The sequence below is a fragment of the Azospirillum humicireducens genome, assembly GCF_001639105.2.
GTDB lineage: Bacteria > Pseudomonadota > Alphaproteobacteria > Azospirillales > Azospirillaceae > Azospirillum > Azospirillum humicireducens.
The window spans coordinates 226,965-249,243 of record NZ_CP015285.1; the positions used below are offsets into that span (position 1 = coordinate 226,965).

General features: G+C 70.3%; 20 protein-coding genes. 4 read left to right on the forward strand and 16 right to left on the reverse strand.

Features of this window, described 5'->3' with window-relative positions:
- Nucleotides 1–118: 118 nt before the first annotated feature.
- From A6A40_RS01000 to hemC, 4 genes are all read right to left on the reverse strand, one after another.
- Nucleotides 119–1,468, reverse strand: a complete 1,350-nt coding sequence (locus A6A40_RS01000; protein WP_063633736.1) for a heme biosynthesis protein HemY — start codon at nt 1,466–1,468, stop codon at nt 119–121.
- On the reverse strand, nt 1,465–3,219 hold the full coding sequence (locus A6A40_RS01005; RefSeq protein ID WP_063633737.1) for a mitofilin family membrane protein: 1,755 nt from the start codon (nt 3,217–3,219) through the stop codon (nt 1,465–1,467). Before A6A40_RS01005 ends, A6A40_RS01000 begins: the two co-directional genes overlap by 4 nt.
- 135 nt (nt 3,220–3,354) lie before the next feature.
- On the reverse strand, nt 3,355–4,071 hold the full coding sequence (locus A6A40_RS01010) for a uroporphyrinogen-III synthase (protein ID WP_236783700.1): 717 nt from the start codon (nt 4,069–4,071) through the stop codon (nt 3,355–3,357).
- Nucleotides 4,072–4,151: 80 nt separating this feature from the next.
- Nucleotides 4,152–5,090: a hydroxymethylbilane synthase gene (gene hemC / locus A6A40_RS01015; RefSeq protein ID WP_063633739.1), complete on the reverse strand. Its 939-nt coding sequence runs from the start codon at nt 5,088–5,090 to the stop codon at nt 4,152–4,154.
- Nucleotides 5,091–5,249: 159 nt separating this feature from the next.
- Here hemC and tsaD point away from each other — a divergent pair, with 159 nt between their 5' ends.
- A complete protein-coding gene (tsaD, locus tag A6A40_RS01020) occupies nt 5,250–6,323 on the forward strand; it encodes a tRNA (adenosine(37)-N6)-threonylcarbamoyltransferase complex transferase subunit TsaD (RefSeq protein ID WP_063633740.1) in 1,074 nt (357 codons plus the stop codon).
- A 28-nt stretch (nt 6,324–6,351) separates the two neighbouring features.
- Nucleotides 6,352–7,371 (forward strand): NAD(P)H-dependent glycerol-3-phosphate dehydrogenase, encoded by a 1,020-nt coding sequence (locus A6A40_RS01025; RefSeq protein WP_063633741.1) that lies wholly within the window; start codon nt 6,352–6,354, stop codon nt 7,369–7,371.
- Here the strand turns inward: A6A40_RS01025 and A6A40_RS01030 are convergent.
- On the reverse strand, nt 7,368–8,228 hold the full coding sequence (locus A6A40_RS01030) for a LytTR family DNA-binding domain-containing protein (RefSeq protein WP_063633742.1): 861 nt from the start codon (nt 8,226–8,228) through the stop codon (nt 7,368–7,370). The two genes, A6A40_RS01025 and A6A40_RS01030, sit on opposite strands and share 4 nt — an antisense overlap.
- A 45-nt stretch (nt 8,229–8,273) precedes the next feature.
- Between A6A40_RS01030 and A6A40_RS01035 the strand changes: the two genes are divergently transcribed.
- Nucleotides 8,274–8,729: a DUF2141 domain-containing protein gene (locus A6A40_RS01035; protein ID WP_199275882.1), complete on the forward strand. Its 456-nt coding sequence runs from the start codon at nt 8,274–8,276 to the stop codon at nt 8,727–8,729.
- A gap of 7 nt (nt 8,730–8,736) precedes the next feature.
- Here A6A40_RS01035 and A6A40_RS01040 read toward each other — a convergent pair whose 3' ends face one another.
- From A6A40_RS01040 to A6A40_RS01065, 6 genes are all read right to left on the reverse strand, one after another.
- Nucleotides 8,737–9,432 carry a helix-turn-helix transcriptional regulator gene (locus tag A6A40_RS01040; RefSeq protein ID WP_063633743.1) on the reverse strand — a complete coding sequence of 232 codons (696 nt, stop codon included), beginning with the start codon at nt 9,430–9,432 and terminating at the stop codon, nt 8,737–8,739.
- 15 nt (nt 9,433–9,447) lie between these two features.
- Nucleotides 9,448–9,825, reverse strand: a complete 378-nt coding sequence (locus A6A40_RS01045) for a VOC family protein (protein ID WP_063633744.1) — start codon at nt 9,823–9,825, stop codon at nt 9,448–9,450.
- A 132-nt stretch (nt 9,826–9,957) separates the two neighbouring features.
- Nucleotides 9,958–13,065 (reverse strand): error-prone DNA polymerase, encoded by a 3,108-nt coding sequence (locus tag A6A40_RS01050; protein ID WP_063633745.1) that lies wholly within the window; start codon nt 13,063–13,065, stop codon nt 9,958–9,960.
- Between the two features lie 247 nt (nt 13,066–13,312).
- Nucleotides 13,313–13,834 carry a hypothetical protein gene (locus A6A40_RS01055; RefSeq protein ID WP_063633746.1) on the reverse strand — a complete coding sequence of 174 codons (522 nt, stop codon included), beginning with the start codon at nt 13,832–13,834 and terminating at the stop codon, nt 13,313–13,315.
- Nucleotides 13,835–13,859: 25 nt separating this feature from the next.
- On the reverse strand, nt 13,860–14,426 hold the full coding sequence (locus tag A6A40_RS01060; RefSeq protein WP_063633747.1) for a hypothetical protein: 567 nt from the start codon (nt 14,424–14,426) through the stop codon (nt 13,860–13,862).
- 129 nt (nt 14,427–14,555) lie between these two features.
- On the reverse strand, nt 14,556–15,629 hold the full coding sequence (locus tag A6A40_RS01065) for a GGDEF domain-containing response regulator (protein ID WP_063633748.1): 1,074 nt from the start codon (nt 15,627–15,629) through the stop codon (nt 14,556–14,558).
- Between the two features lie 266 nt (nt 15,630–15,895).
- Here A6A40_RS01065 and A6A40_RS01070 point away from each other — a divergent pair, with 266 nt between their 5' ends.
- Entirely contained in the window at nt 15,896–17,788 is a 1,893-nt protein-coding gene (locus tag A6A40_RS01070; protein WP_082860680.1) for a potassium transporter Kup, read from the forward strand.
- A gap of 116 nt (nt 17,789–17,904) precedes the next feature.
- Here A6A40_RS01070 and A6A40_RS01075 read toward each other — a convergent pair whose 3' ends face one another.
- The 5 genes from A6A40_RS01075 to A6A40_RS01095 form a co-directional block, all read right to left on the reverse strand.
- Nucleotides 17,905–18,159, reverse strand: a complete 255-nt coding sequence (locus A6A40_RS01075; protein WP_063633749.1) for a hypothetical protein — start codon at nt 18,157–18,159, stop codon at nt 17,905–17,907.
- A gap of 69 nt (nt 18,160–18,228) precedes the next feature.
- The gene (locus A6A40_RS01080) at nt 18,229–18,825 is read right to left on the reverse strand and encodes a hypothetical protein (protein WP_063633750.1); all 597 of its coding nucleotides are present in this window, start codon (nt 18,823–18,825) and stop codon (nt 18,229–18,231) included.
- A gap of 100 nt (nt 18,826–18,925) precedes the next feature.
- The gene (locus tag A6A40_RS01085; protein WP_063633751.1) at nt 18,926–19,867 is read right to left on the reverse strand and encodes an Hsp33 family molecular chaperone; all 942 of its coding nucleotides are present in this window, start codon (nt 19,865–19,867) and stop codon (nt 18,926–18,928) included.
- Nucleotides 19,868–20,117: 250 nt separating this feature from the next.
- The gene (gene argF / locus A6A40_RS01090; protein WP_063633752.1) at nt 20,118–21,059 is read right to left on the reverse strand and encodes an ornithine carbamoyltransferase; all 942 of its coding nucleotides are present in this window, start codon (nt 21,057–21,059) and stop codon (nt 20,118–20,120) included.
- Nucleotides 21,056–22,213: an aspartate aminotransferase family protein gene (locus A6A40_RS01095; RefSeq protein ID WP_063633753.1), complete on the reverse strand. Its 1,158-nt coding sequence runs from the start codon at nt 22,211–22,213 to the stop codon at nt 21,056–21,058. The genes argF and A6A40_RS01095 overlap by 4 nt, the downstream gene beginning before the upstream one ends.
- Between the last annotated feature and the right edge of the window lie 66 nt (nt 22,214–22,279).

Sequence of the window (22,279 nt, forward strand, 5' to 3'; positions counted from 1 at the left end):
ATTCCCACCTGCGCGGGAATGACGGTCGACTGGCGGACGCAGCAAGCATCCCGAAATGAAGGAAGCGCCGTTCCCGGTGGGGAACGGCGCTTCCTTCTTCAATCACAAAGCCAGTCCCTTATGCCGTGGCCGGACGGGCCAGCGCCGGGGGGATGTCGGTCGGTTCCATCACCGGGACCGCGACCGTCGGAGCCTTCCAGGTCAGGCTGTCGAAGGCGCCGCAATGGCCGCACAGCCCGCCCCAATTGTGGCTGACCGCCCCGCAGGAATTGCAGGTCCACACCGGGTCTTCCGGCGCGTTGGCGGCCTTGGCCAGCCAGTCCTTCGCCGCGTCCTCGTCATGGCGCTCGCCGCGGTCCAGCTCGGCCATCAGGCGGAAGGCGCGGCGGGTCGGGCCGATCTCCATGGCGCGGTTCAGGTGCTGGCGCGCCTCGCCCCACAGCTGTGCCTCGATGGCGGCCTGGGCGACGGCCAGATGCGAGTCGGCCGAATCCGGAGCCTGCCGCACCAGCTTCTGGAACAGACGGACGCGGGCCAGCGGGTCGTAGCTGGAGACCAGGCCGCGGTAGATCTCGGCCAGTTCCGGATGCGGCGACTGGCGCCACGCCCGCTCCACCACCTTGGCCGCCGGCTTCGGACGGTCGGCGGCGATCTGCAGACGGGCCAGACGCACCGCGGCGGGGACGAAGCCCGGCATCATGTCGTGTGCCGCCTGGGCGTGCGACAGGGCCGAGTCGGCACGGCCGCGGCGCTCCGCCTCGAAGCTGCGCTCCAGCAGCAGGACGGCGCGGTGGCGGCGGCCCTCCTCGGTCGGGATGGCGCCGGCCTGGATCGCCTGCTGCAAGGTGCCTTCGGCGGCAGCCCAGTCACCGGCCTGCGCCTCCAGGTCATAGAGCGTGCCGAGCAGCCAGGGTGTGTTGGGCTGAATCCCCCGCGCCTTGCGGGCGAGGGTCAGCGCCTCCACCCGGTCGCCCGACTTGATCGCCTGGGTCAGCAGCCCGCGCATGCCGAGGAAGGCGGTTTCCGGCCGCTCCAGCATCGCTTCGAAATACTGCTTGGCGGCGCGCTCGTCGCCCTGCAGCTGGGCGGCCTGGGCCGACAGCAGCATGGTCAGCGGCGGCTCGTTCAGCAGACCGTCGGCCTTGCGCGCCATCTTGCGCGCGGTCGGCGCGTCGCCGGCGGCGATGGCGACCATACCCTGGGTCAGGGCGCGGTAGCCGCGTTCGCGGCGGCGGGCGCGGCTGTGGCGGCGGATGCGCTGCGGCGTGCGGATCAGCCCGCGGATCAGGCGGTAGCCCAACGCCGCGATGCCCAGCGCCGCCAGCGTGACCAGCAGGGCAACCCAGAAGGGCGCCTCGACGGCATAGCCCAGCCAATGGACGCTGACGGTGCCGGGACGGTCGGCAAGCCAGATCGCGGCGGCGATGACGACCGCGACCTTCAGAAGGAACCAGAGGGCGCGGATCATTGGGCCGTCCCCTTCCCGCCGGCGGCGGTGGTCATCAGGGCGATGGCGCGGTCGTTCAGCTGGCGCGCGGCCTGATCGGCGGCCAGACGCGCCTTGGCGTCGGCCAGCCACGGGCCGGCGGTCTGCGCGGCCGGCCCCTGGAGGGTCGACAGCTCCTCCACCGCCTTGGCCAGATTGCCGGCGGCGAGAGCGGCCTCGGCACGGGCGACGACGGCGTCGGTGGTGGTGCCGACGACCCCGCCGCCTTCACGGCGCACGGTGACCAGGGTGGACAGCTTGCCCACCGCGGAGTCGATCCAGCTGTTGCCTTCGCCGCGGATGTCGGCGCGGACGATCTCGCCGGCCAGAGGCTGGAACCGGTCGGTCAGCTGGGCGCGGGTCGGGATGCCCTTGGCGGCATAGGGCGCCACGGCGTCGAGCGGCTGGGTCACGCCCGCATCGGCGATGTTGAGCGCGCGGACCGCCTGCAGATCCTGCTGGAACGGCTGGCCGCCCGACAGCGAGGACCGCAGCTGGCCGGCGGCGAGCACCAGCGCCTGGGCGGCGGTGGCGGCGTCCTGGCGCTGCGTCACCGCCTGGTTGACGCTGGTGACCTGCTGCTTCAGCGAATCGATTTCGCCGCGCAGCTCCTGCGCCGCCTGGGCGTTGCCGGCGGCGGCGGCGACCTTCTGCTCCAGCGCGGCCAGCCGGTCGGCCAGCGCCTTCCGGGCGTCGGCGGCGCCGCCGTCCGGCTCGGCGGCCGGGCGCTTCTCGAGCGCGTCGATCCGCTGCGTCAGGGCTGCGAGGCCGGCGGTGTCGCCATTGCCGGCGGCGGCGGGACGCTGCTCCAGCTTGCCGACGCGGTCGACGAGCTGCTGGATCTGGGCGCGGAGCGCAGGGTCGGCCGGGGCGGCGGCGGAAGACGGGGCGGCGGCCGGCGACGGCCAGCCGGGCAGGGCGGGACCCCACCAGGGTGCCGACAGGGCGGCGGCACCGACCAGCAGGGCGACCACCGACAGGGCGGTGGCGAAGCCGCTGCCGGAGCGCGGCTCGTCGATGTAGGAGGGCGTCGGGGCGATGGTCGGGCGCGCCGGCTCGGAGTCGCTGCGGCTGTAGCCGGCGCTGCCCGTGGTGCCTGACGGCGTCCAGCTGGAGGCCGTCGTCTTCGGCTCGTCGGATGCGGTGTCCGGCTTGGTGGCGTCCGACTTCAACGGATCGGCTTTCGCGTCTTCCGCCTTCTCCGTTTCGGACTTCTCCGTGTCGGATTTCGGCGTATCGGACAGGCTGTCCGTGGCGCCGGTGGGCGTGGCCGGCGGAATCAGGGCGTCGGAGGACTGCAGTTCGTTCACCGGGCCGGCGGTCGTTCCAAGGCCAGATACCGGGGCCGGCGTGTCGGCGCCGGGGATGGTGTCGGCGGGGGAGGCGGCCGGCACCGGATCCACCACAGGAACCGCATCGGCGGGGGTAATGACGGCGGTCGCAGCCGCGTCGGTCGTCCGGTCCTCGCTGGGGGTGGCGGCGTCCAGATCGGCGTCGTCCAGCTTGATGCGGTGCTTGGCGGCGGCGGTGCGCAGGTCGGCATGGCGGGCCAGCGGGATCGCGCCGCGCTTCTTCCAGCCCTGCACCGTCGTCACCGGGGTGTCCAGCTTGTGGGCCATGGGGCGGATGCCGCCGAAACGTTCGACGATGCGGTCGACCGCCGCATTGCCGGTGCTGGCGCCGTCGCCGTCACGGTCGGTGCCGGGGCGTTCGGAGCCTGGACGAGAGGTCATGGGCTGTACCTTCGGTTCGCTGTTGTTCGTCTTAACGTCACAGCCCCCTGACCGGTCCCCCTCGTCCCCCGTACGGCTGACGTACCCACCCGGAAGCCCCGGAGGCGTAAGCCGTACGGCCGGACCGCGCCGGGATTATCCGGCGACCGGCAACAGATCGAGCAGGGCGTCCTGCTCCGGCCTGGCCGCCACCCGTACGCTTCGCCACGGCACCACTCCCCTGTCGCCGTACGCACGGGCAGCCTCCGCGACCGCGGGGCTGAGGCAGAACGCATCGACCGTACGACAACAGTCGACCAGCCCCGCCTCGGCCAGCAGCCTAACAAAGGAAACAGCGGTACGGGGAGAGAAAAACAACACGCCGTCGAGTGCCGACGTACGCAAAAATGTCGCGGTATCGTCCGACAGGGTTAGGGCGGGTACGGCATCGTACATCACGCTGCGCCGCAGCGTGAAGCCGGAGCTTGCCAGCATGCCGGCGAGGTCGCCCGCCACCTTGCTTCCCGCCACATGCAGCAGCACGCCGGCGGTCGGATCGAGCAGGCCGCGGACCCGGTCGGCCAGGGCGTACACGTCGCCCGAGGCGCTGCCGACATCCGTGAAGCCGGCGGCCCGCGCCGCCCGTGCGGTGGCGTCGCCGACGGCGTGCACCGGACGGTCGCGCCGGCTCGTACGTTTGGCGTAGGCGCGTACGCCATTCGCGCTGGTGAACAGCAGGGCCTGTACGTCGGACAGGTCGGGTTCAGGTCCGTCGAGCCAGACCATCGACAGCATGGGTTCCACCGCGGCGTCGAAGCCGAGCGCGTCCAGCCGGCCCACCAGCGGTTCGGCATCCTCCGCCGGACGCGTCACCAGAAGACGCGTACGGCGGGGCGGGGAAGAGATGTCTGGCTGTTTTCCCGTCATGCGGAAAACTCGGCCGAAGGGAGGGATCAGTGCGGCGTCGCGGCGAAGAAACCGGGCGGCAGCTGCGCCCGGATCTCCGCCCCGGCGTCGGCGCCCAGCGACTCGGCATCCGCGGCCTTGCCGCGGCGCTCGGCCCGGAAGATGCTGCGGCCGTCATGGGACAGCACCTTGGCGCGCAGGTGCAGATCCTCGCCGTCCAGCACCGCCAGCGCGGCGATGGGCGTGCGGCAGGAGCCGTCCAGCGCCGCCAGCAGTGCACGTTCCGCCGTGACGCGGACCATGGTCTCCGCACAGTTCAACGGGGCCAGCAGCGCGCGGGTGGCATCGTCGTCGCTGCGGATCTCGATGCCGATGGCGCCCTGGGCGACCGCGGGCAGCATGGTCTCCGGCTCCAGCACCGCGGTGATGCGGTCGGTCAGGCCGAGACGGCGCAGGCCGGCCAGCGCCAGCAGGGTGGCGTCCACCTCGCCTGCATCCAGCTTGGACAGGCGGGTCTGCACGTTGCCGCGCAGGGGGACTATCTTCAGGTCGGGGCGCAGCTCCAGAACCTGGGCCTGACGGCGCAGGCCGGCGGTGCCGACCACCGACCCGGCGGGCAGGTCGGCCAGACCGCTGCCGGAGCGGGCGAAGAAGGCGTCGCGCGGGTCCTCGCGCGGCAGCAGGGTGGCGATCTCCAGCCCGTCGGGAAGCTGGGTCGGCACGTCCTTCATCGAATGGACGGCAAGGTCGGCGCGGCCGTCGAACAGCGCCTCCTCCAGCTCCTTGGTGAACAGGCCCTTGCCTCCCGCTTCCGCCAGGGTGCGGTCGAGGATTCGGTCGCCGGTTGTCTTGAAGACGACGATCTCGATGGCGCCGGGGGCGGCCAGATGCGGGTGGGCGGCGATCAGGCGGTCGCGGGTTTCATGGGCCTGCGCCAGCGCCAGCGGGCTGCCGCGCGTCCCGATACGGAGCGGGTGGGTCGTCATAGCGCGTGTTCTAGGGGATCCGCACAGCTTTGCAAGGATTCGTCTGCCCCTCATACATAAGATTGAGACGGATCAAATTTCACGCACCCGCATTCCCGCACCCGTGTTGCGCGCAACTCCATCCTGTACCCGGACGGCCAAGGCGGCTAGTTTGGCGCCATGATCGTTCTTGGAATCGAAACGAGCTGCGACGAGACGGCCGCCGCCGTCGTCACCGACGCGCGCGAAATCCGCGCCGACGTCGTGCTGTCGCAACTGGACGACCACACGCCCTATGGCGGCGTCGTCCCGGAAATCGCCGCCCGCGCCCATCTGGAACATCTGGACGGGCTGATCCGCCGCGCCATGGCCGAGGCCGGGATCGGCTTCGGCGATCTCGACGCGGTGGCGGCCACCGGCGGGCCGGGGCTGATCGGCGGCGTGATCGTCGGCGTCATGACCGCCAAGGCCATCGCCGCGGCGCGCGGGCTGCCCTTCGTCGCCGTCAACCATCTGGAAGGCCACGCGCTGACCGCGCGGCTGACCGACGACGTCGCCTTTCCCTATCTGCTGCTGCTGGTGTCCGGCGGCCATTGCCAGCTGCTGGCGGTGGAGGGGGTCGGGCGCTACCGCCGGCTCGGCACCACCATCGACGATGCGGTGGGCGAGGCGTTCGACAAGACCGCCAAGCTGCTGGGACTGGGCTATCCCGGCGGGCCGCTGGTCGAGAAGGCGGCGGCACGCGCCACCGATCCGGCGCGGTTCGAGTTGCCGCGGCCGATGCTGGGGCGTCCGGGCTGCGATTTCTCCTTCTCCGGGCTGAAGACCGCGGTGCGGCGGCATGTGGAGGAGTTGGGCGGCGTCTTGTCCGATAGGGATCGCGACGACCTTGCCGCCGCCTTCCAGGCGACGGTGGCGGAGGTGCTGGCCGACCGCTGCGCCCGCGCCATCCGCCGCTTCAAGGAGGAGCATCCGCAGGGCGGCGCCCTGGTGGTCGCCGGCGGCGTCGCCGCCAACACGGCGATCCGCAGCCGGCTGTCGACCCTGGCGGAGAAGCAGCGCATGCCGTTCGTCGCCCCGCCGCTGCGCCTGTGCACCGACAACGCGGCGATGATCGCCTGGGCCGGGATCGAGCGCTTCCGCCTGGGCGAGAGCGACCCGCTGAACTTCGCCCCCCGCCCCCGCTGGCCGCTGGATCCGAATGCCGCGCCGGTGATCGGCCGCGCAGGCGTCGGGGCAGGGGTGAAGGCGTGATGGACTTCGTCAGCGTGAGTGAATCGCCATGAGTGCCGTCCCCACCTCCCCCCTCAACCGCATCGGCGTCGTCGGCGGCGGCGCCTGGGGGACGGCGCTGGCGCTGGCGGCGCTGAGGGCCGGGCGCGAGACGCTGCTGTGGGCGCGCGAGCCGGCGGTGGTGGAGGCGATGAGCCTCCGCCGCGAGAACCGCGACTATCTGCCCGGCGTGCCGCTGCCCGATGCGTTGCGCGTCACCGGCGATCTGGCCGATCTCGGCGACTGCGATGCGGTGCTGCTGGTGTCGCCGGCCCAGCATGCGCGCAGCGTCACCGCAAGGATGGCGCCGCTGCTGAATCCGGGGGCGGCGGTCGTCGTCTGCGCCAAGGGGGTCGAACTGGACAGCCACGCGCTGATGAGCGAGGCGGTCGCCGCGTCCCTGCCGGGCGGCAATCCGGTGGCGATCCTGTCCGGCCCGACCTTCGCGGCGGAGGTGGCGCGCGGGCTGCCGACGGCGGTGACGCTGGCCTGCGCCGACGAGGCACTGGGCACGGCGCTGGTCGCGGCGCTGGGCAGCCGCACCTTCCGGCCCTACCGCTCGGACGACGTGATCGGCTCGCAGGTCGGCGGGGCGGTGAAGAATGTGCTGGCCATCGCCTGTGGCGTGGTCGAGGGGCGGCGGCTGGGCGACAACGCGCGGGCCGCGCTGATCACCCGCGGGCTGGCGGAGATCACCCGGCTGGCGCTGGCGCTCGGCGGCCGGGCGGAGACGCTGATGGGGCTGTCGGGCCTGGGCGACCTGACGCTGACCTGCTCCAGCCTGCAGTCGCGCAACATGTCGCTGGGGGCGGCGCTGGGCGAGGGCAAGGCGCTGGCCGAGATCCTGGCGGTGCGCCGGTCGGTGGCGGAAGGCGTCTACACCGCCGCCGCGGTGGTCGGGCTGGCGGCGAAGCTGGGCGTCGACATGCCGATCTGCAGCGCGGTCGATGCCATCCTGAACCGCGGCGCCGGGCTGGACGAGACCATCGACGGGCTGCTGTCGCGTCCCTTCCGCGGAGAGGGCGTTTAAGAGACGGCTTTCTCCACCCAGCCGGCGGCGCGCACCGACGGGGCGTGGGTGCGGCTGACCGGCACCAGCATGCCGTTGATCAGCCGCAGCGACAACTTGCCGTCCGGCTTGCGCTCCACCGCCGCCACCGCCGAGGCGGCGACCCAGTAGGAGCGGTGGACCTGCCGGCCGTCGATGCCCGCCAGCTCCGCCACCGCGTCGCGCATCCGCATCAGGATCAGGTCGCTGCCGAGCGCGGTGTGGACGCGGACGTAATGGTCCTCCATCTCCAGCGCCAGCAGGTCGCGGCCCAGCCTGGCCGGGATGCGGTCGAGGAAGGGGACGGGACGGGGGGCTGCCGGGTCGCCGGCGACATCGCCAGAGACGGGGGCTGCGGGCGGGACGGGCGGCGCATGGCCGACGATGCCATGCTCCCGCAGTTCCAGCCACACCGGCAGGGCCGACACCAGGGTGGTGATGGTCAGCACATAGCCGAACAGCTCGGCCAGCCCGGCGGGGGTCAGGAAATCCTCGCCGCGCAGCAGGTTTTCCAGCAGGGCGACCACCAGGGTCTGCAGGACGCCGACGGTCAGGAAGGCCGCGGCCAGCATCAGCGGCCATGTGCGCTCCAGGTTCGGCAGCACGCGGCGGGCGACCAGCACCACCAGTTCGAACATCGACCAGCCCGTTGCGATCAGCCCGCCCCAGTAGCCAAGCCGCAGCATGAACCCCATTTCGCGGAATGTGCCGAACGGCCCCAGCAGAGTCAGCGCCAGGATGGAGCCGGCCAGCAGCGGCAGGCGCCGGCGCAGCATGCGTCTGCCATAGGAGGCGGATGGGGTGGAGGCGGCGCCGTGCGGCACGGTCGCGTCACGCATCGCGCGGTTTCCGGCCGGCCGGGAACCGCCAGGAAGGATTGGGGAATGAAGGCACGCCGTTGGTTCGCGCGTTGGTTCGCAAGGATGATCGCCCCGGTGACGCTGCTGGCGCTGGCCGCCGCGGGAACGGCCGCCGCGGGGGAGCTTCGCGCAACCGTCCGCAACGTCAAGCCCAATCAGGGCAAGGTGATGATCGCGCTGTTCGACAGCGCCGAGGCCCAGGCGGCGAAGGCGCCGCGCGCCGGCTATTTCGCCGCCGCGGTGGGGACGGATCTGGTGGCGGTCTTCCCCGACCTGCCGGCCGGGCGCTATGGGCTGATCGCCTTCCAGGATCTGGACAACAACGGCGAGCTCGCCACCGGCCTGTTCGGCATCCCGGCCGAACCGCACGGCTTCAGCCGTTCCGCCCGCGGCAGCTTCGGCCCGCCGGGCTTCGACGATTACGCGGTGCCGGTCGGCGCCTCGGGCGTGACGACGACGGAGATCCGGCTGGTGGAGTGAGGAAGCCTTACCGTTGTGCACAGCCCTCCTCGCGCCAGAGGGCGAGATAATCCTCCAGGCCGCGGCCGGGGATCTCGTCGAATCGGCGCTCCAGCGCCATCAGGGTCTCCATGCGGTCGATGCGGAAGCTGCGGAACTCCTCGCGCAGCTCGCACCAGGCGCCCAGCGTCCAGACGCGGCCCCAGAAGAACAGGCCCAGCGGCTGGACCGCGCGGGCTGAATGGGTGCCGTCCCCGCGCCGGTAGTCGAACAGCACGACGCGCTTTGCGTTGATGGCGCAGCGCAGCACGTCCATCCGGTCGCGCAAGGGCGCGGGGAAGGAGAAGTCGGGGACGAAGACACGGCTGTCGGCCAGTTCGCGCCGCCGCCCCTCCGGCACCACCGCCTCCACCTTGTCGAGCGCGCGGGCGGCGGCATCGGCCAAGCCGCCGCCGACCCAGGCGCGGGCGAGGCGGGCACCGACCACCAGCGCCTCCACCTCGTCCCGGGTGAACATCAGCGGCGGCAGGTCATAGCCGTCGCGCAGCAGATAGCCGACGCCGGCCTCGCCCTCCACCGGCACGCCGGAGGCGGCGAGGTCGCGCATGTCGCGGTAGACGGTGCGCTCCGACACCTCCAGGCAACGCGCCAGCTCGGCAGCCGTCACCAGCCGCCCCTTGCGGAGATGCTGGACGATCTGGAACAGGCGGTCGGCGCGGCGCATGGAGGCGGCTCGGGGTCAGTGCATCGAATAGAGGCCGATGCGGTTGCCCTCGCTGTCGATGAGCTGGGCGAAGTAACCGATTTCGGGGGTGATCAGCGTCTTCGGCAAGACGATGGTGGCGCCGGCCTGCTCGGCACGGGCCAGCGGGGCGGACAGGTCGTCGCCGCCATTGAGGTAGACGGTGGTGCCGTCGGCGCTGGGCTTGCACGACTCGTGCTGGATCAGGCAGCCCTTCACCGCTTCGCCCTCGGCCGGGAAGACGGCCATGGTCATGCCGCTGGGGCAGGGTTCCTGATTGAGGGTGACGGCGAAGACGGTCTCGTAGAAGCGGACGGCGCGGGCGAGATCGGCGGCGGGGATTTCGAACCAGGTGACGACATGCGGGGTGTTCATGGAACCTGCTCCTGACATGTGGGGAAGGGATGTTCGTGGTTCGTGCCGGCACGCCCTCTTGATAGCACACCCCCTCCTGACAGCGTGATGTCAGGAGCAATCGGCTGGCCGGAATGAAAATGGCCGGCGCCCTCAATGAAAATTGCGGCCCTTGGAGAAGGACCCGGCCGCGGGCCGGTCCTCGCCGGTCAGCTCGGCCAGCCGGTGGGTCAGGTCGATCAGCGATTCCACCCGCAGATGCACGACCCCCTCATGGTTCTGCACCCGGCCGGTGGCCGCCATCATCCGCGCGGTCATGATCGGGCGGCGGAAGGTCTCGAAGGCGTCGGGCATGACGACGAGGTTGGCGATCCCGGTCTCGTCCTCCAGCGTGATGAAGACGACGCCCTCGGCGCTGCCCGGCCGCTGGCGGACCAGCACCAGCCCGGCTGTGGTCAGCCGCCGGCCGTCGCGGGTCCGGGCCAGCCGTTCCGCCGGGGTGATGCCGGGCAGTCCGTCGCGCAGCAGGGCCAGCGGGTGGGCCTTCAGCGACAGCGACAGGCTGGTGTAGTCCATCACCACATGCTCGCCCAGCGCCATGGCGGGCAGGGGGGCCTCGGGCTCCTCGGCGATCGCGCTATCCAGCCGGGCGAACAGCGGCAGCGGCGTGTCCCCCAGCGCCCGCACCGCCCACAGCGCCGCCCGCCTGTCGAGCCCGACCGAGCGGAAGGCGTCGGCCTTCGCGAGCTTTTCCAGGGCCGCGACCGGCAGGCGGGCGCGGCGCCACAGGTCGTAGGGATCGCGGTAACCCCCGGCGCGGGACAGGACGATGGCGTCGGCGTGGGCTTGGGTGAAGCCCTTGATGAGGCGGAGGCCGAGGCGGAGGGACGAAGAACCTTCCACCGCGCAATCCCACCCCGACACATTCACGTCCGGCGGCAGCACGGTCACGCCATGTTCCCGCGCGTCGCGGACGATCTGGGCCGGGGCGTAGAAGCCCATCGGCTGGCTGTTCAGCAGGGCGGCGGCGAAGATGGCGGGGTGGTGGCGCTTGATCCAGGCGGAGACATAGACCAGCCGCGCGAAGCTGGCGGCGTGGCTTTCGGGGAAGCCGTATTCGCCGAAGCCCTCGATCTGCTGGAAACAGCGTTCGGCGAACGCGGGATCGCAGCCCCTGGCGGTCATGCCGGCGATGAACTTGTCGTGGAAGCGGCGCACCTGGCCGGTCCGGCGGAAGGCGGCCATGGCCCGGCGCAGCTGGTCGGCCTCCTCGGCGCTGAAGCCGGCGCCGACCATGGCGACCTTCATCGCCTGCTCCTGGAACAGCGGCACGCCCAGCGTCTTGTGGAGGACCGGTTCCAGCGCCGCCATCGGGTAGGTGATGTCCTCCGCCCCGCTCCGCCGCCGCAGGTAGGGATGCACCATGCCGCCCTGGATCGGGCCGGGGCGGACGATGGCGACCTCGATCACCAGATCGTAGAATTTTTTCGGCTTCAGCCGCGGCAGCATGCTCATCTGCGCGCGGCTTTCGACCTGGAAGACGCCCAGGCTGTCGGCGCGGCAGAGCATCTCGTAGACCGCCGGGTCCTCCTTGGGCAGGCTGTCGAGCGTCCAGCGCGTCCCGTGCACCTGCTCGATCAGGTCGAAGGCGCGATGGATGCAGGTCAGCATGCCCAGCGCCAGCACGTCGACCTTCAGGATGCCGAGCGCGTCGATGTCGTCCTTGTCCCATTCGATGGTGGTGCGGTCCTCCATCGCCGCATTGGCGACCGGGCAGAGATCGGACAGCGGCCCGCGGGTGATGACGAAGCCGCCGACATGCTGGGACAGGTGGCGGGGAAAGCCGATCAGCTCATTGGCCAGCTCCAGCGTCCGGCGCAGGCGCGGATCGTCTGGATCGAGGCCGAGCGAGCGGGCGCGCTCCCCGTCCACGCCCTGGCTGCTCCAGCCCCAGATGGTTCCGGTCAGCCGCGCCACCAGATCGGCCGACAGCCCCATCGCCTTGCCGACCTCGCGCAGCGCGCTGCGGGCGCGATAGCGGATGACGGTGGCGGTCAGACCGGCGCGGGTACGGCCGTATTTTTTGTAGATGTACTGGATCACCTCCTCGCGCCGCTCATGCTCGAAATCGACGTCGATGTCGGGCGGCTCGCCGCGGGCGGCGGAGATGAAGCGCTCGAACAGCAGATCGATCTCGGTCGGATCGACCGAGGTGATGCCCAGGCAATAGCAGACGGCGGAGTTGGCGGCGCTGCCGCGCCCCTGGCAGAGGATGTCCCGGCCCCTGGCGAAGCGCACGATGTCGTGGACGGTCAGGAAATAGGGGGCGTAGCGCTGGCCGGCGATCAGGGCCAGTTCGCGCGTCACGGTCTGCCGGATCGGGTCGGGGATGCCGGCGGGATATTTTTCGGCGGCACCCGCCCAGGTCAGGATTTCCAGCGTCTCCTGCGGATCGCGGCCCTCCGCCACCTCGTCGGGGTACTCATAGCGCAGCTCGTCCAGCGAGAAGCGGCAGGCGTCGGCGATCTCCAGGCTGCGGGCGACGGCGTCGGGGTGGTCGCGGAACAGGCGGAGCATCTCCACCGCCGGCTTCAGGTGGCGCTCGGCATTGGCGGACAGCCGCCAGCCGGCCTCGTCGATCGTGGTGTGGTGGCGGATGCAGGTCATCACGTCGGCCAGCGCCCGCCGCCCGGCGCCGTGATAGAGCACGTCGTTGGTGGCGACCAGCGGCACCCCCTCCGCCTCCGCCAGCCCGGCCAGCCAGCGCAGCCGCCGGGCGTCGTCGCCCTGGTAACGGTGGCTCGCCGCCAGATGGAGCTGGCCGCGCGCCAGCCCGCTGCGCCAGGCCCGCAGCTCGCGCAGGAACGACTCGTCGCGCCGGTCGGGCGACAGCAGCAGGAACAGCATGCCCTCGGCATGGGCCAGCACGTCGGCGCGGGCGATGAAGCACTCCCCCTTGGGCGCCCGCATCTTGCCCAGCGTCAGCAGCCGCGACAGCCGGGCATAGGCGGCGCGGTCGGTCGGATAGGCCAGCAGGCTGCCGGCGTCGGTCAGGTCGAGCCGGCAGCCGATCAGCGCCCGGATGCCCACCTTCTTCGCCGCCATATGCATCTGCACCACGCCGGCCAGCGAGTTGCGGTCCGTCACCCCCACCGCCGCCAGCCCCAGCGCCGCCGCCGTCATCGCCAGCTCGTCAGGGTGCGATGCCCCCTCCAGGAAACTGAAGCTGGTGGCGACCTGCAGTTCGGCGTAGCGGATCATGGCAAGGTTCCCCGGCGCTGGCGGATGGGCGCGGGCAGGGATGATAATCCAAAAATGGGATTGATGTCATTATTGTGGCGGGGGAGAGGATAGGTGTCTGCTGCGGGTGCCCCCTCCCTAACCTTCCCCCGCTCACGCGGGAGATGGGACTGCCGCCGCTTCAGCAGTTAGGTCACGTCGACAAGCGTTCTGCCCCCTCTCCCGCGAAGCGGGGGAGGGATGGGGAGGGGGCACAAGCGCCGATGCCTCACCCCAGATAGGACTCCACGCCCATCACCGTGAAGCCCTTGTTCTCCGGAAACCGGGCATGGACCTTTTCGCGGGCCTTCTTCTCGTCCAACGCCCAGACCAGGAAGCGGCGGCCGCGTTTCCAGCTGTCCAGCGCGGTGGAGGTGAGGTTGGCGTTGACGCGGGCGCCATACTCGATGTTGACCACCCGCAGAAGCCAGCCCTGGTCATTCTGGGTGCGGCGGTCGTCCAGCACATAGATGCGGCGGTCGGCGGTCCCGACGGCCTTCAGGCGCTGTTCCAGATCCTCGCAGCCCATCTCGGCCATCGCCTTGCGGCGGCGGGCGTCGCGCAGGTCGCGGGCCTGCTGCAGCGTGACGCGGGCGATCTTCTTGATCCGCTCCACCTGCGCCTGCTTGCGCGAGACCGAATTGGCGATCCGCTCCTCCGAGGTCTTCAGCCGGCGCATGGCCAGCAGAAGCGACAGGGACAGGGAGGCGAGGCCGATCAGACCGGCGAAGACGTAGGGCATGCTGTCCATGGCGCGTCCTTATCTCAACCGGATCTCAACCGGCCTTGGCGACGGGGGTGTCGGCGGACAGGAACTCCTGCATCCGCGTCACCGCATAACCGAAGGCGGGGGGATAGCGCCGTTCGATCTCCGTCCGCGCTTCCGCCATCGACCGCGCCCACACCTCGATCGTCTGCGGCTGGGCCCATGCGGGGTCGATCAGCGAATGCTGGCTCTGTTGGACGGCACCGGTGCCGACATACTTGTTCACGACCATCGCGACATAGAAGGGGCTGCCCTGGACCTCCTCGCCGATCAGGCGGACCAGCCGTTCGCCCGATTGCCGCGACTCCTCGATCTGGCGTTCCAGCACCTTGCGGCGGCGCAGGATGTCCTCCACCGTGCCGTCCAGTTCCTTCAGCTCCCGGATGCGTTCGCCGCGCCGGGCTTCGAGTTTCGTCTCCAGCTTGGCACGGCGGGCGATGACGTTGCGCACCCCCTCCGACCCGTGGCGGCGCTCGATGGCGCGTTCACCGAGGATGATGACGAGCTTGCCGATGCCGAACCCCAGGCCCGCCAGCCCGAAGGCGGAGATGAGCGCGTTGCCGTAGTCCTGCCACATGTGCGAACCCCTGATCCGGAGCAACATCCGGATGGATGTCTCCAACGATAGGAGTAACTCCTCGTTCCCTGCCGTTCAATCGCCGCGCTGCAACGATATTTCACATGAAACACCCCGTCGCCGGGGCCGCTAGTCCGCCGCGCGTTCCACCCGGTTGCGGCCGGCCTGCTTGGCGGCGTGGAGCGCCCGCTCGGCGCGGTGCAGGGTCTGTTCGACTCCGGGCTCGCCGGGCAACCAGCCGGCGATCCCGATGCTGGCGGTGACGGCGACAGCGACGGTGGGGGCGCGGTCGTCCACGACGACCGGGCTGCCGGCCAGGGCGGCGCGCACCCGCTCCGCCACCACGGCGGCGCCGGCGTCGTCGGTCTCCGGCAGCAGCACGACGAACTCCTGTCCGCCGGAGCGGGCGAGATGGTCGGAGATGCGCAGCGCCGCCCGCATCCGCTTCACCACCGCGCGCAGCACCGCATCGCCGGCGGCGTCGCCATGGGCGTCATTGACCGCCTTGAACCCGTCGAGGTCGAGCAGGAAGACCGTCAGCGGCCGGCCATAGCGCCGCGCCCGCGCCAGTTCCGCCGCCGCCAGCTCCAGGAAGCGACGGCGGTTCCACACGCCGGTCAGCGGGTCCAGCACCGCCAGCCGGTTCAGGCGGACGGTCGCCTCCTCCAGCGCGCGGCTGCGTTCGGCAAGCTGCAGTTCCAGCGTCTCGAGGGCGGCATAGGCGCGCAGCGCCGTCACCACGCTGGTGAACAGCCGGCGGGCGGTCAGCTCCGTCTTCGCGGTATAGCCGTCGATCTCATAGGCGAGGACGAGTTCCTCCTCCGGGACCTGGGCGGGCTGGCCGGTGCGCAGGACGATGCGGACGGCCCGGTTGCCCAAATCCTCCCGGATGGTGCGGACCAGCCGCAGGCCGGCATCCTCCGTCTCCATCACCACGTCGAGCAGGATGACCGCAATGCCGGGCGTCTCGCGCAGGATCCGCTCCGCCCCCGCGGCGCTGGTGCAGTCCAGCAGGCGGACGGGACGGCCGCGGAAGCGCAGGCGGGCCAGCGCCAGCCGGGTGACGGCATGCACCTCCGGCTCGTCGTCGGCGACCAGCACCAGCCAGGGTGGGGACTGAGGGTCCGCGGCATCGGAGCCGGCCCGGTCCGGGAGCGGTGCGGCGGCGGAGTCGTCCGAGGCGAACAGGAAATCGTTGGACATGGCTGCCGGTTCGAGGCTCCGCACGCTGCACCTACGAATGGAAGCATGTCGGCGCGGTGGATGCAACGGCGCCGAGTGCCGCGTTCCGTCGCATGGGAACGGGCCACCGAAAGGGCGCAGAGGACGAAGGATCGCACCGGCCGGTGGCGCGTTTCGCCATTCGGTGCTTGCGCGGCAACCGCAAGCCACCTTAGGCATGGCAGTGCGTGTGCCAACGATCATCGGACCGGCGGACGCGGTGAAACGGGACAGGAGCGGACCGGGTTATGGAAGCAGGCATGGACGGGCGGGAGCATGCGGCGAAGCTGCGCGCGCTCGCACTGGGGGCGCTGGGTGTCGTCTATGGCGACATCGGCACCAGCCCGCTCTACACGCTGCGCGAATGCCTGACCGAAGGCGGCGGCTTTCCGCTGGTGCCGGAGGTCATCCTGGGCGTGCTGTCGCTGATCTTCTGGGCGCTGATCGTCACGGTGACGGTGAAGTACGTCGTCTTCGTCATGCGCGCCGACAACCAGGGGGAGGGCGGCATCCTGGCGCTGACCGCATTGGCGCTGCGCGGGATGCGGCCGGGGCATCGGCGCACCGGCGTCGTCATGGCCATCGGCGTGATGGGCGCCTCGCTGTTCTACGGCGACAGCCTGATCACCCCCGCCATCTCGGTTCTGAGCGCGGTTGAGGGGCTGCATGTCGTCGCCCCCGCCCTGGACAGCTACGTCATCCCCATCACCCTGACCATCCTGGTCGGGCTGTTCGTGCTGCAGCGATTCGGGACGGAGAAGGTCGGCCGGCTGTTCGGGCCGGTGATGCTGGTGTGGTTCGTGACGCTGGCGGCGCTGGGGCTGTGGCAGATCGTCCGCAATCCCGTCGTGCTGGGGGCGGTATGGCCGGGGCATGCCGTGGAGATGCTGTTCAACCACGGCTGGCACGGCTTCCTGCTGCTGGGGGCGGTGGTTCTGGCGGTGACCGGGGCGGAGGCGCTTTACGCCGACATGGGCCATTTCGGCCGCAAGCCGATCCGCGGCGCCTGGTACACCATCGTGCTGCCGTCGCTGCTGCTGTGCTATTTCGGCCAGGGCGCCCTGCTGCTGCACGAGCCGGAAGCCATCGAGAATCCCTTCTTCCATCTGGCGCCGGACTGGGCGCAGGTGCCGCTGCTGCTGCTGGCCACCGCCGCCACCATCATCGCCGGGCAGGCGGTGATCTCCGGCGCCTATTCGGTGACGCTGCAGGCGATGCATCTGCGCTATCTGCCGCGGATGGAGGTGCGGCACACCTCGGAGCACGAGAAGGGCCAGATCTACATGCCGCAGCTGAACTGGCTGCTGCTGGCCGGCGTTCTCCTGCTGGTGCTGAGCTTCCAGACCTCCAGCAACCTTGCCGCCGCCTATGGCATCGCGGTGACCGGCACGATGGTGGCGACCACGCTGCTGGCCTACAAGGTCGCGCGTTCGCTCGGCCGCTGGAAGCTGTGGCAGGCGGTGCTGGCGCTGGCGGTGTTCCTGACCGTCGACATGGCGCTGTTCCTGGCCAACCTCGTCAAGGTGGAGGAGGGCGGCTGGTTCCCGCTGGTGGTCGGCGCGGCCGTCTTCCTGCTGATGGCGACCTGGCGGCGCGGGCGCGAGGTGGTGCGCAAGCGGCTGGCCGAGGATGCGCTGCCCTTCGACCTGCTGGTGGAGCGGCTGAAGAGCGGGTCGGTGCAGCGGGTTCCGGGCACCGCCGTCTTCCTGACCGGCAACCCGCGCGGCCTGCCGCCGGGGCTGCTGCACAGCCTGAAGCATTACAAGGTGCTGCACCAGCGCGTCGTGCTGCTGACCGTCGACATCGAGGACGTGCCCCATGTGCCGGACGAGCAGCGCTTCGAGTTGAAGGCGCTGTCCGCCGGATTCTTCCGCCTGATCGTCCATTTCGGCTTCAAGGACGAGCCGGACATCCCGCAGGCGCTGGAGACGAAGCGCATCCCAGGATTGCCGTTCGAGCCGATGGAGACCACCTATTTCGTCAGCCGCGAGACGCTGATCCGCAGCCATGGCAAGCTCGGCCTGCCGCGCTGGCAGGAACCGCTGTTCATCTTCCTGTCCAAGCTGTCGACCAGCGCGTCGGAATATTTCTGCATCCCGCCCAACCGGGTGGTCGAGCTGGGCATGCAGCTGGAGATATAGGACGGGATCCGGCCCGGCAGAGTCTGCCTCGCCATGGCGCCGGGACGGCGGGCGGGGGCAGTTTCTGCCGCCCCCGCCCGAAGGCCGTTCACCTTAGAGCTTCTACCGGACGCCCATCACCAAACTATGGACACCGGCGGCTTGTAGGCGGAGGCGGCGAACATCTGCCGCACCACCAGCTCCAGCTTGATCTGCGCCTCCGACTTCTTGACGAAGGACAGGTCGATGTCGCCCAAGGGCTTCACCACGCAGCCGGCGCGGCTGAGATTGCGCAGCGCCGCCTGGGACGACTGCTGCTTGTCCTCGGGAATGGCGGTGACGGTGGCCGATCCCTCCGGCGGCCGGACGACGTAGAGGTCGAATTTCGGCATGGGCACTCTCCGTTCTGACGAAAGGTCGGGTGCCCAGTCGCAAGGGGCGGGCCAACTTTCAAACAGCGGTCAGCGGCGGACCATCGGGGCCAGATCCTTGCGGATGCCGGCATCCAGGCGGGCGTTCAGATCGTCCATCATCCGGCGGGTCATTTCCAGGAAGGTGGCCTCGCGGTCGGCCAGCGAGATGTTCTCCGCCACGGTGGTGGAGTGGGTGACGGTGGAGCGGGTCACGCCGCGGAAGCCGCCATTGCCGGTGTCCGGCACCTCGCCGGCGATTTCGACCTCGATGCGGCCGTCATAGCGCTGGGCCTGATCGTTGCTGAAATAGCCGGTGATGCCCTTCTTGGTCGGCAGCTGGACTTCGACGATGCTGGCGTCGCGGATGGTGACCCGCACGCGGCCTGTGCCCCCCGCCGCCTGCAACCGCTCCGCCGCCCAGCGCCGCACCGCCTCGGCCGGCGGCACCGCGGAGCGGCCCTCGACATGCTTGGCCCCCATCGGGCGGTAGGCGTCGACCACGTCGATGGTGCCGGCATTCAGCACGATCGGCCCGAAATTGGAGAAATCGACGGGCCGCGGCGCCGGCCGGGGCGGGGTGCTCTGGCAGGCGGCGAGCAGAAGGGTGGCCGTTCCGGCGGCAAGGACAAAGCGGCGCGACAGCATGGGGGCTCCGGTTCGGGGCTGGAGATCGGTGGATAAGGAAAGGGGCGCGGCGCGGACGCCGCGCCCCCATGAACGCGTTGGTGTCGGACCCTATTCCCCGTTAGGAGGCAGGGCCATACACGCGGTCGAGATCCGCGTCGGTGAAGTGGTAGTCGGTCGAGCAGAACTGGCAGGTCACTTCGACCCGGCCGTCGTCGATCTTCAACTCCTGCACCTCTTCGCGGGGCAGGCTGCGCAGCATGGTCTCCACCCGCTCGCGCGAGCAGCGGCAGCCGAAGCGCAGCGCATGCCCCTCATAGATCCGCACCCCGTCCTCGTGGAACAGGCGGTAGAGCAGGTCGGACTCGGCGAGATCGGTCGACAGCAACTCGTCGCCGGTGACGCTGGCCATCAGCACCATGGCGCGGCGCCAATCGTCTTCCTTGTCGGACGCGACCAGACCCTGCTCCTGCGGCAGGCGCTGGATCATGATGCCGCCGGTGCGCCACTGGCCGGGCGTGCCGTCCGGCTTCACCTCGCGGTCGACCGACACGGTCAGGCCGGTGTCGATCTGCTCGGACTGGCGGAAATAGTGCTGGACGCAATCGGTCAGCGTCTTGCCGTACAGCTCGACGATGCCCTGGTAGCGGTCGGTGTCCTGACCCTGGTCCACCGTGAAGGCGATGTAGCCCTTGCCGAGCAGCGCCGCGGCCGGGGCGATCTCGACGTCCCGCTCGGCCTTGGCCAGGGCTTCCGGGTCGAACTGGGCATAGGCGCGCACGTCGCCGACCGAGGTGACATCGGCCACCATCAGGCGGATCGGCCCGTCGCCCTTGGTCTGGAGCGTGAAGATGCCCTCGTATTTCAGCATGCTGGCGAGCAGCACGGCCAGCGTCGCCGTCTCCGCCAGGAAGCGGGCGACGGTGGGCGGATAGTCGTGGCGGGTCAGGATCTCGTCGATCGCCGGCCCCAGCTTGATGGTGCGGCCGCGCAGGCGCGACGCCTCGATCTGGAACGGCAGGACGAAATCATCGGTGAGCGGGCGGACGGACGGATCGTCCATAGGGCGGATTCCTTAAGACAGAGACCGGCAATACAGGCGTAGGGCGCAAGATCGGGGCGGGCGGGGGCCGAATCAAGGCCGGCAGGGCACCCATGCATGGGGTGGCCTGTGGGCGTAGCGGTGCTTTGCCCCCTCCCCGACCCTCCCCCGCTTTGCGGGAGAGGGAGTGAGCGTCAGAGCGGCGGAGTTCCCTCTCCCGCGAAGCGGGGGAGGGTTAGGGAGGGGGCATTGGCGAGCGAGCAAAAGCCCCTCAGTCCAGAACGCCCATGCACCAGCCGAGGATGGCCTTCTGGGCGTGCAGGCGGTTTTCCGCCTCGTCCCAGACCACCGAATGGCGGCCGTCGATCACGCCGTCGGTCACTTCCTCGTTCCGGTGCGCCGGCAGGCAGTGCATGAACAGCGCCTCGGGGTGGGCGTGTGCCATAAGCGCCTCGTTCACCTGATAGGGACCGAGGATCGCCGCGCGTTCGTCCACGTCGGTGTTGTGCATGGAGGCCCAGGCGTCGGTGATGACGCATTCGGCACCGCGCACCGCCTCTTCCGGCGATTCGGTGACGACCAGACGGCCATTGCCCGCGCGCTCGGCCCAGGCCAGCAGCTCCGGCGACGGGCCGTAGACGGTGGGGCAGGCCAGACGCAGCTCGAAGCCGAAGCGCACGGCGGCATGGGCCCAGCTGACCGCGACATTGTTGCAGTCGCCGATCCAGGCGATGGACCGGCCGTTGATCGGACCGCGATGCTCCTCGAAGGTCATCAGGTCGGCCATGATCTGGCAGGGGTGGGTCTGGTCGGTCAGGCCGTTGATGATCGGAATGCTGGCATGGGCCGCCAGCTCATGCACCCGCTCCTCGCCGGTGGTGCGGACCATCACCGCATCGACGAAGCGCGACAGCACGCGGGCGGTGTCGCCGATGGTCTCGCCGCGGCCCAGCTGCATGTCGTCGGGCTTCAGCACCACGACAGTGCCGCCGAACTGCTGCATGCCGACCTCGAACGACACGCGGGTGCGGGTCGAGGGCTTCTCGAAGATCAGGGCCAGCGAACGGCCGGCCAGCAGGGTGGAATGGGCCAGCCGGTCCTTCTTCAGGTCGGCCTTGATGCGCACGGCATGGTCAAGCAGGCGGCGCAGGGTGGCGCCGTCCAGCCGGTCGATGTCGAGAAAATGCCGGACTGTCTTGTTGTCGCCGCTCATCCCACGCACTCCTGGGCCGTCCGGTCGAGGATCGCGACGGCTTCGTTCACTTCGGCTTCGCCGATGTTCAGGGGCGGCAGCAGCCGCACCACATTGTCGCCGGCCGGAACCGACAGCAGGCCGTTGGCGCGCAGCTTCGCCACCACCTCGCCGACCGGCTGACCGAGCTTGAGGCCCAGCATCAGGCCCTGGCCGCGCAGCTCCAGGAACATCGCCGGATGCTTGGCGATCAGCTCCTCCAGGCGGCCACGCGCGTAGGCCGAGGTCTTCTGCACGGTGTCCAGGAAGCCCGGCGCCAGCATGACATCCAGCACGGCGTTGCCGACGGCGGTCGCCAGCGGGTTGCCGCCATAGGTCGAGCCGTGGGTGCCGGCGGTCATGCCCGACGCCGCACGCTCGGTCGCAAGGCAGGCGCCGAGCGGGAAGCCGCCGCCGATGCCCTTGGCGACGCACATGACGTCCGGGGTGATGCCGGCCCATTCATGGGCGAACAGCTTGCCGGTGCGGCCCATGCCGCACTGGATCTCGTCCAGGAACAGCAGCAGGCCGTGCTCGTCGCACAGCGCACGCAGGCCGCGCAGGAACTCCACCGAGCCGGCACGGATGCCGCCCTCGCCCTGGATCGGCTCGACGCAGATGCCGCCGGTGGCGGGCGTGATGGCGGCGCGCACGGCGTCGAGGTCGCCGAACGGCACCTGGTCGAATCCGTCCAGCAGCGGGTCGAAGCCGTGGATCAGCTTCTCTTGCTTGGCGGCCGAGATGGCGCCCAGCGTGCGGCCGTGGAAGGCCTGCTCGAAGGTGATGATGCGGTTCTTCTGCGGGTTGCCGGACTCATAATGGTACTTGCGGACGGCCTTGGCGCCGCATTCCCAGGCCTCGGCGCCGGAATTCGTGAAGAACACGGTGTCGGCGAAGGTGACCTCGGTCAGGCGCTTGCCCAGGCTCTCCTGCCCGGCGACCCGGAACAGGTTGGAGGTGTGCCACAGCTTGTTCGCCTGCTCGGTCAGCTTTTCCACCAGATAGGGATGCGCGTGACCCAGGGCGTTCACCGCGACGCCGGCGGCGAAGTCGAGGAATCGTCGCCCGTCGGTCGCGTAGAGATACGGACCTTGACCACGCTCGAACACGATGTCGGCGCGGGCGTATGTGGGCATAACGACGGGGATCACGGTTTGGTCTCCCAAAATGGAAAATCCGGCGGCCATGGCTGGCCGCCGGGA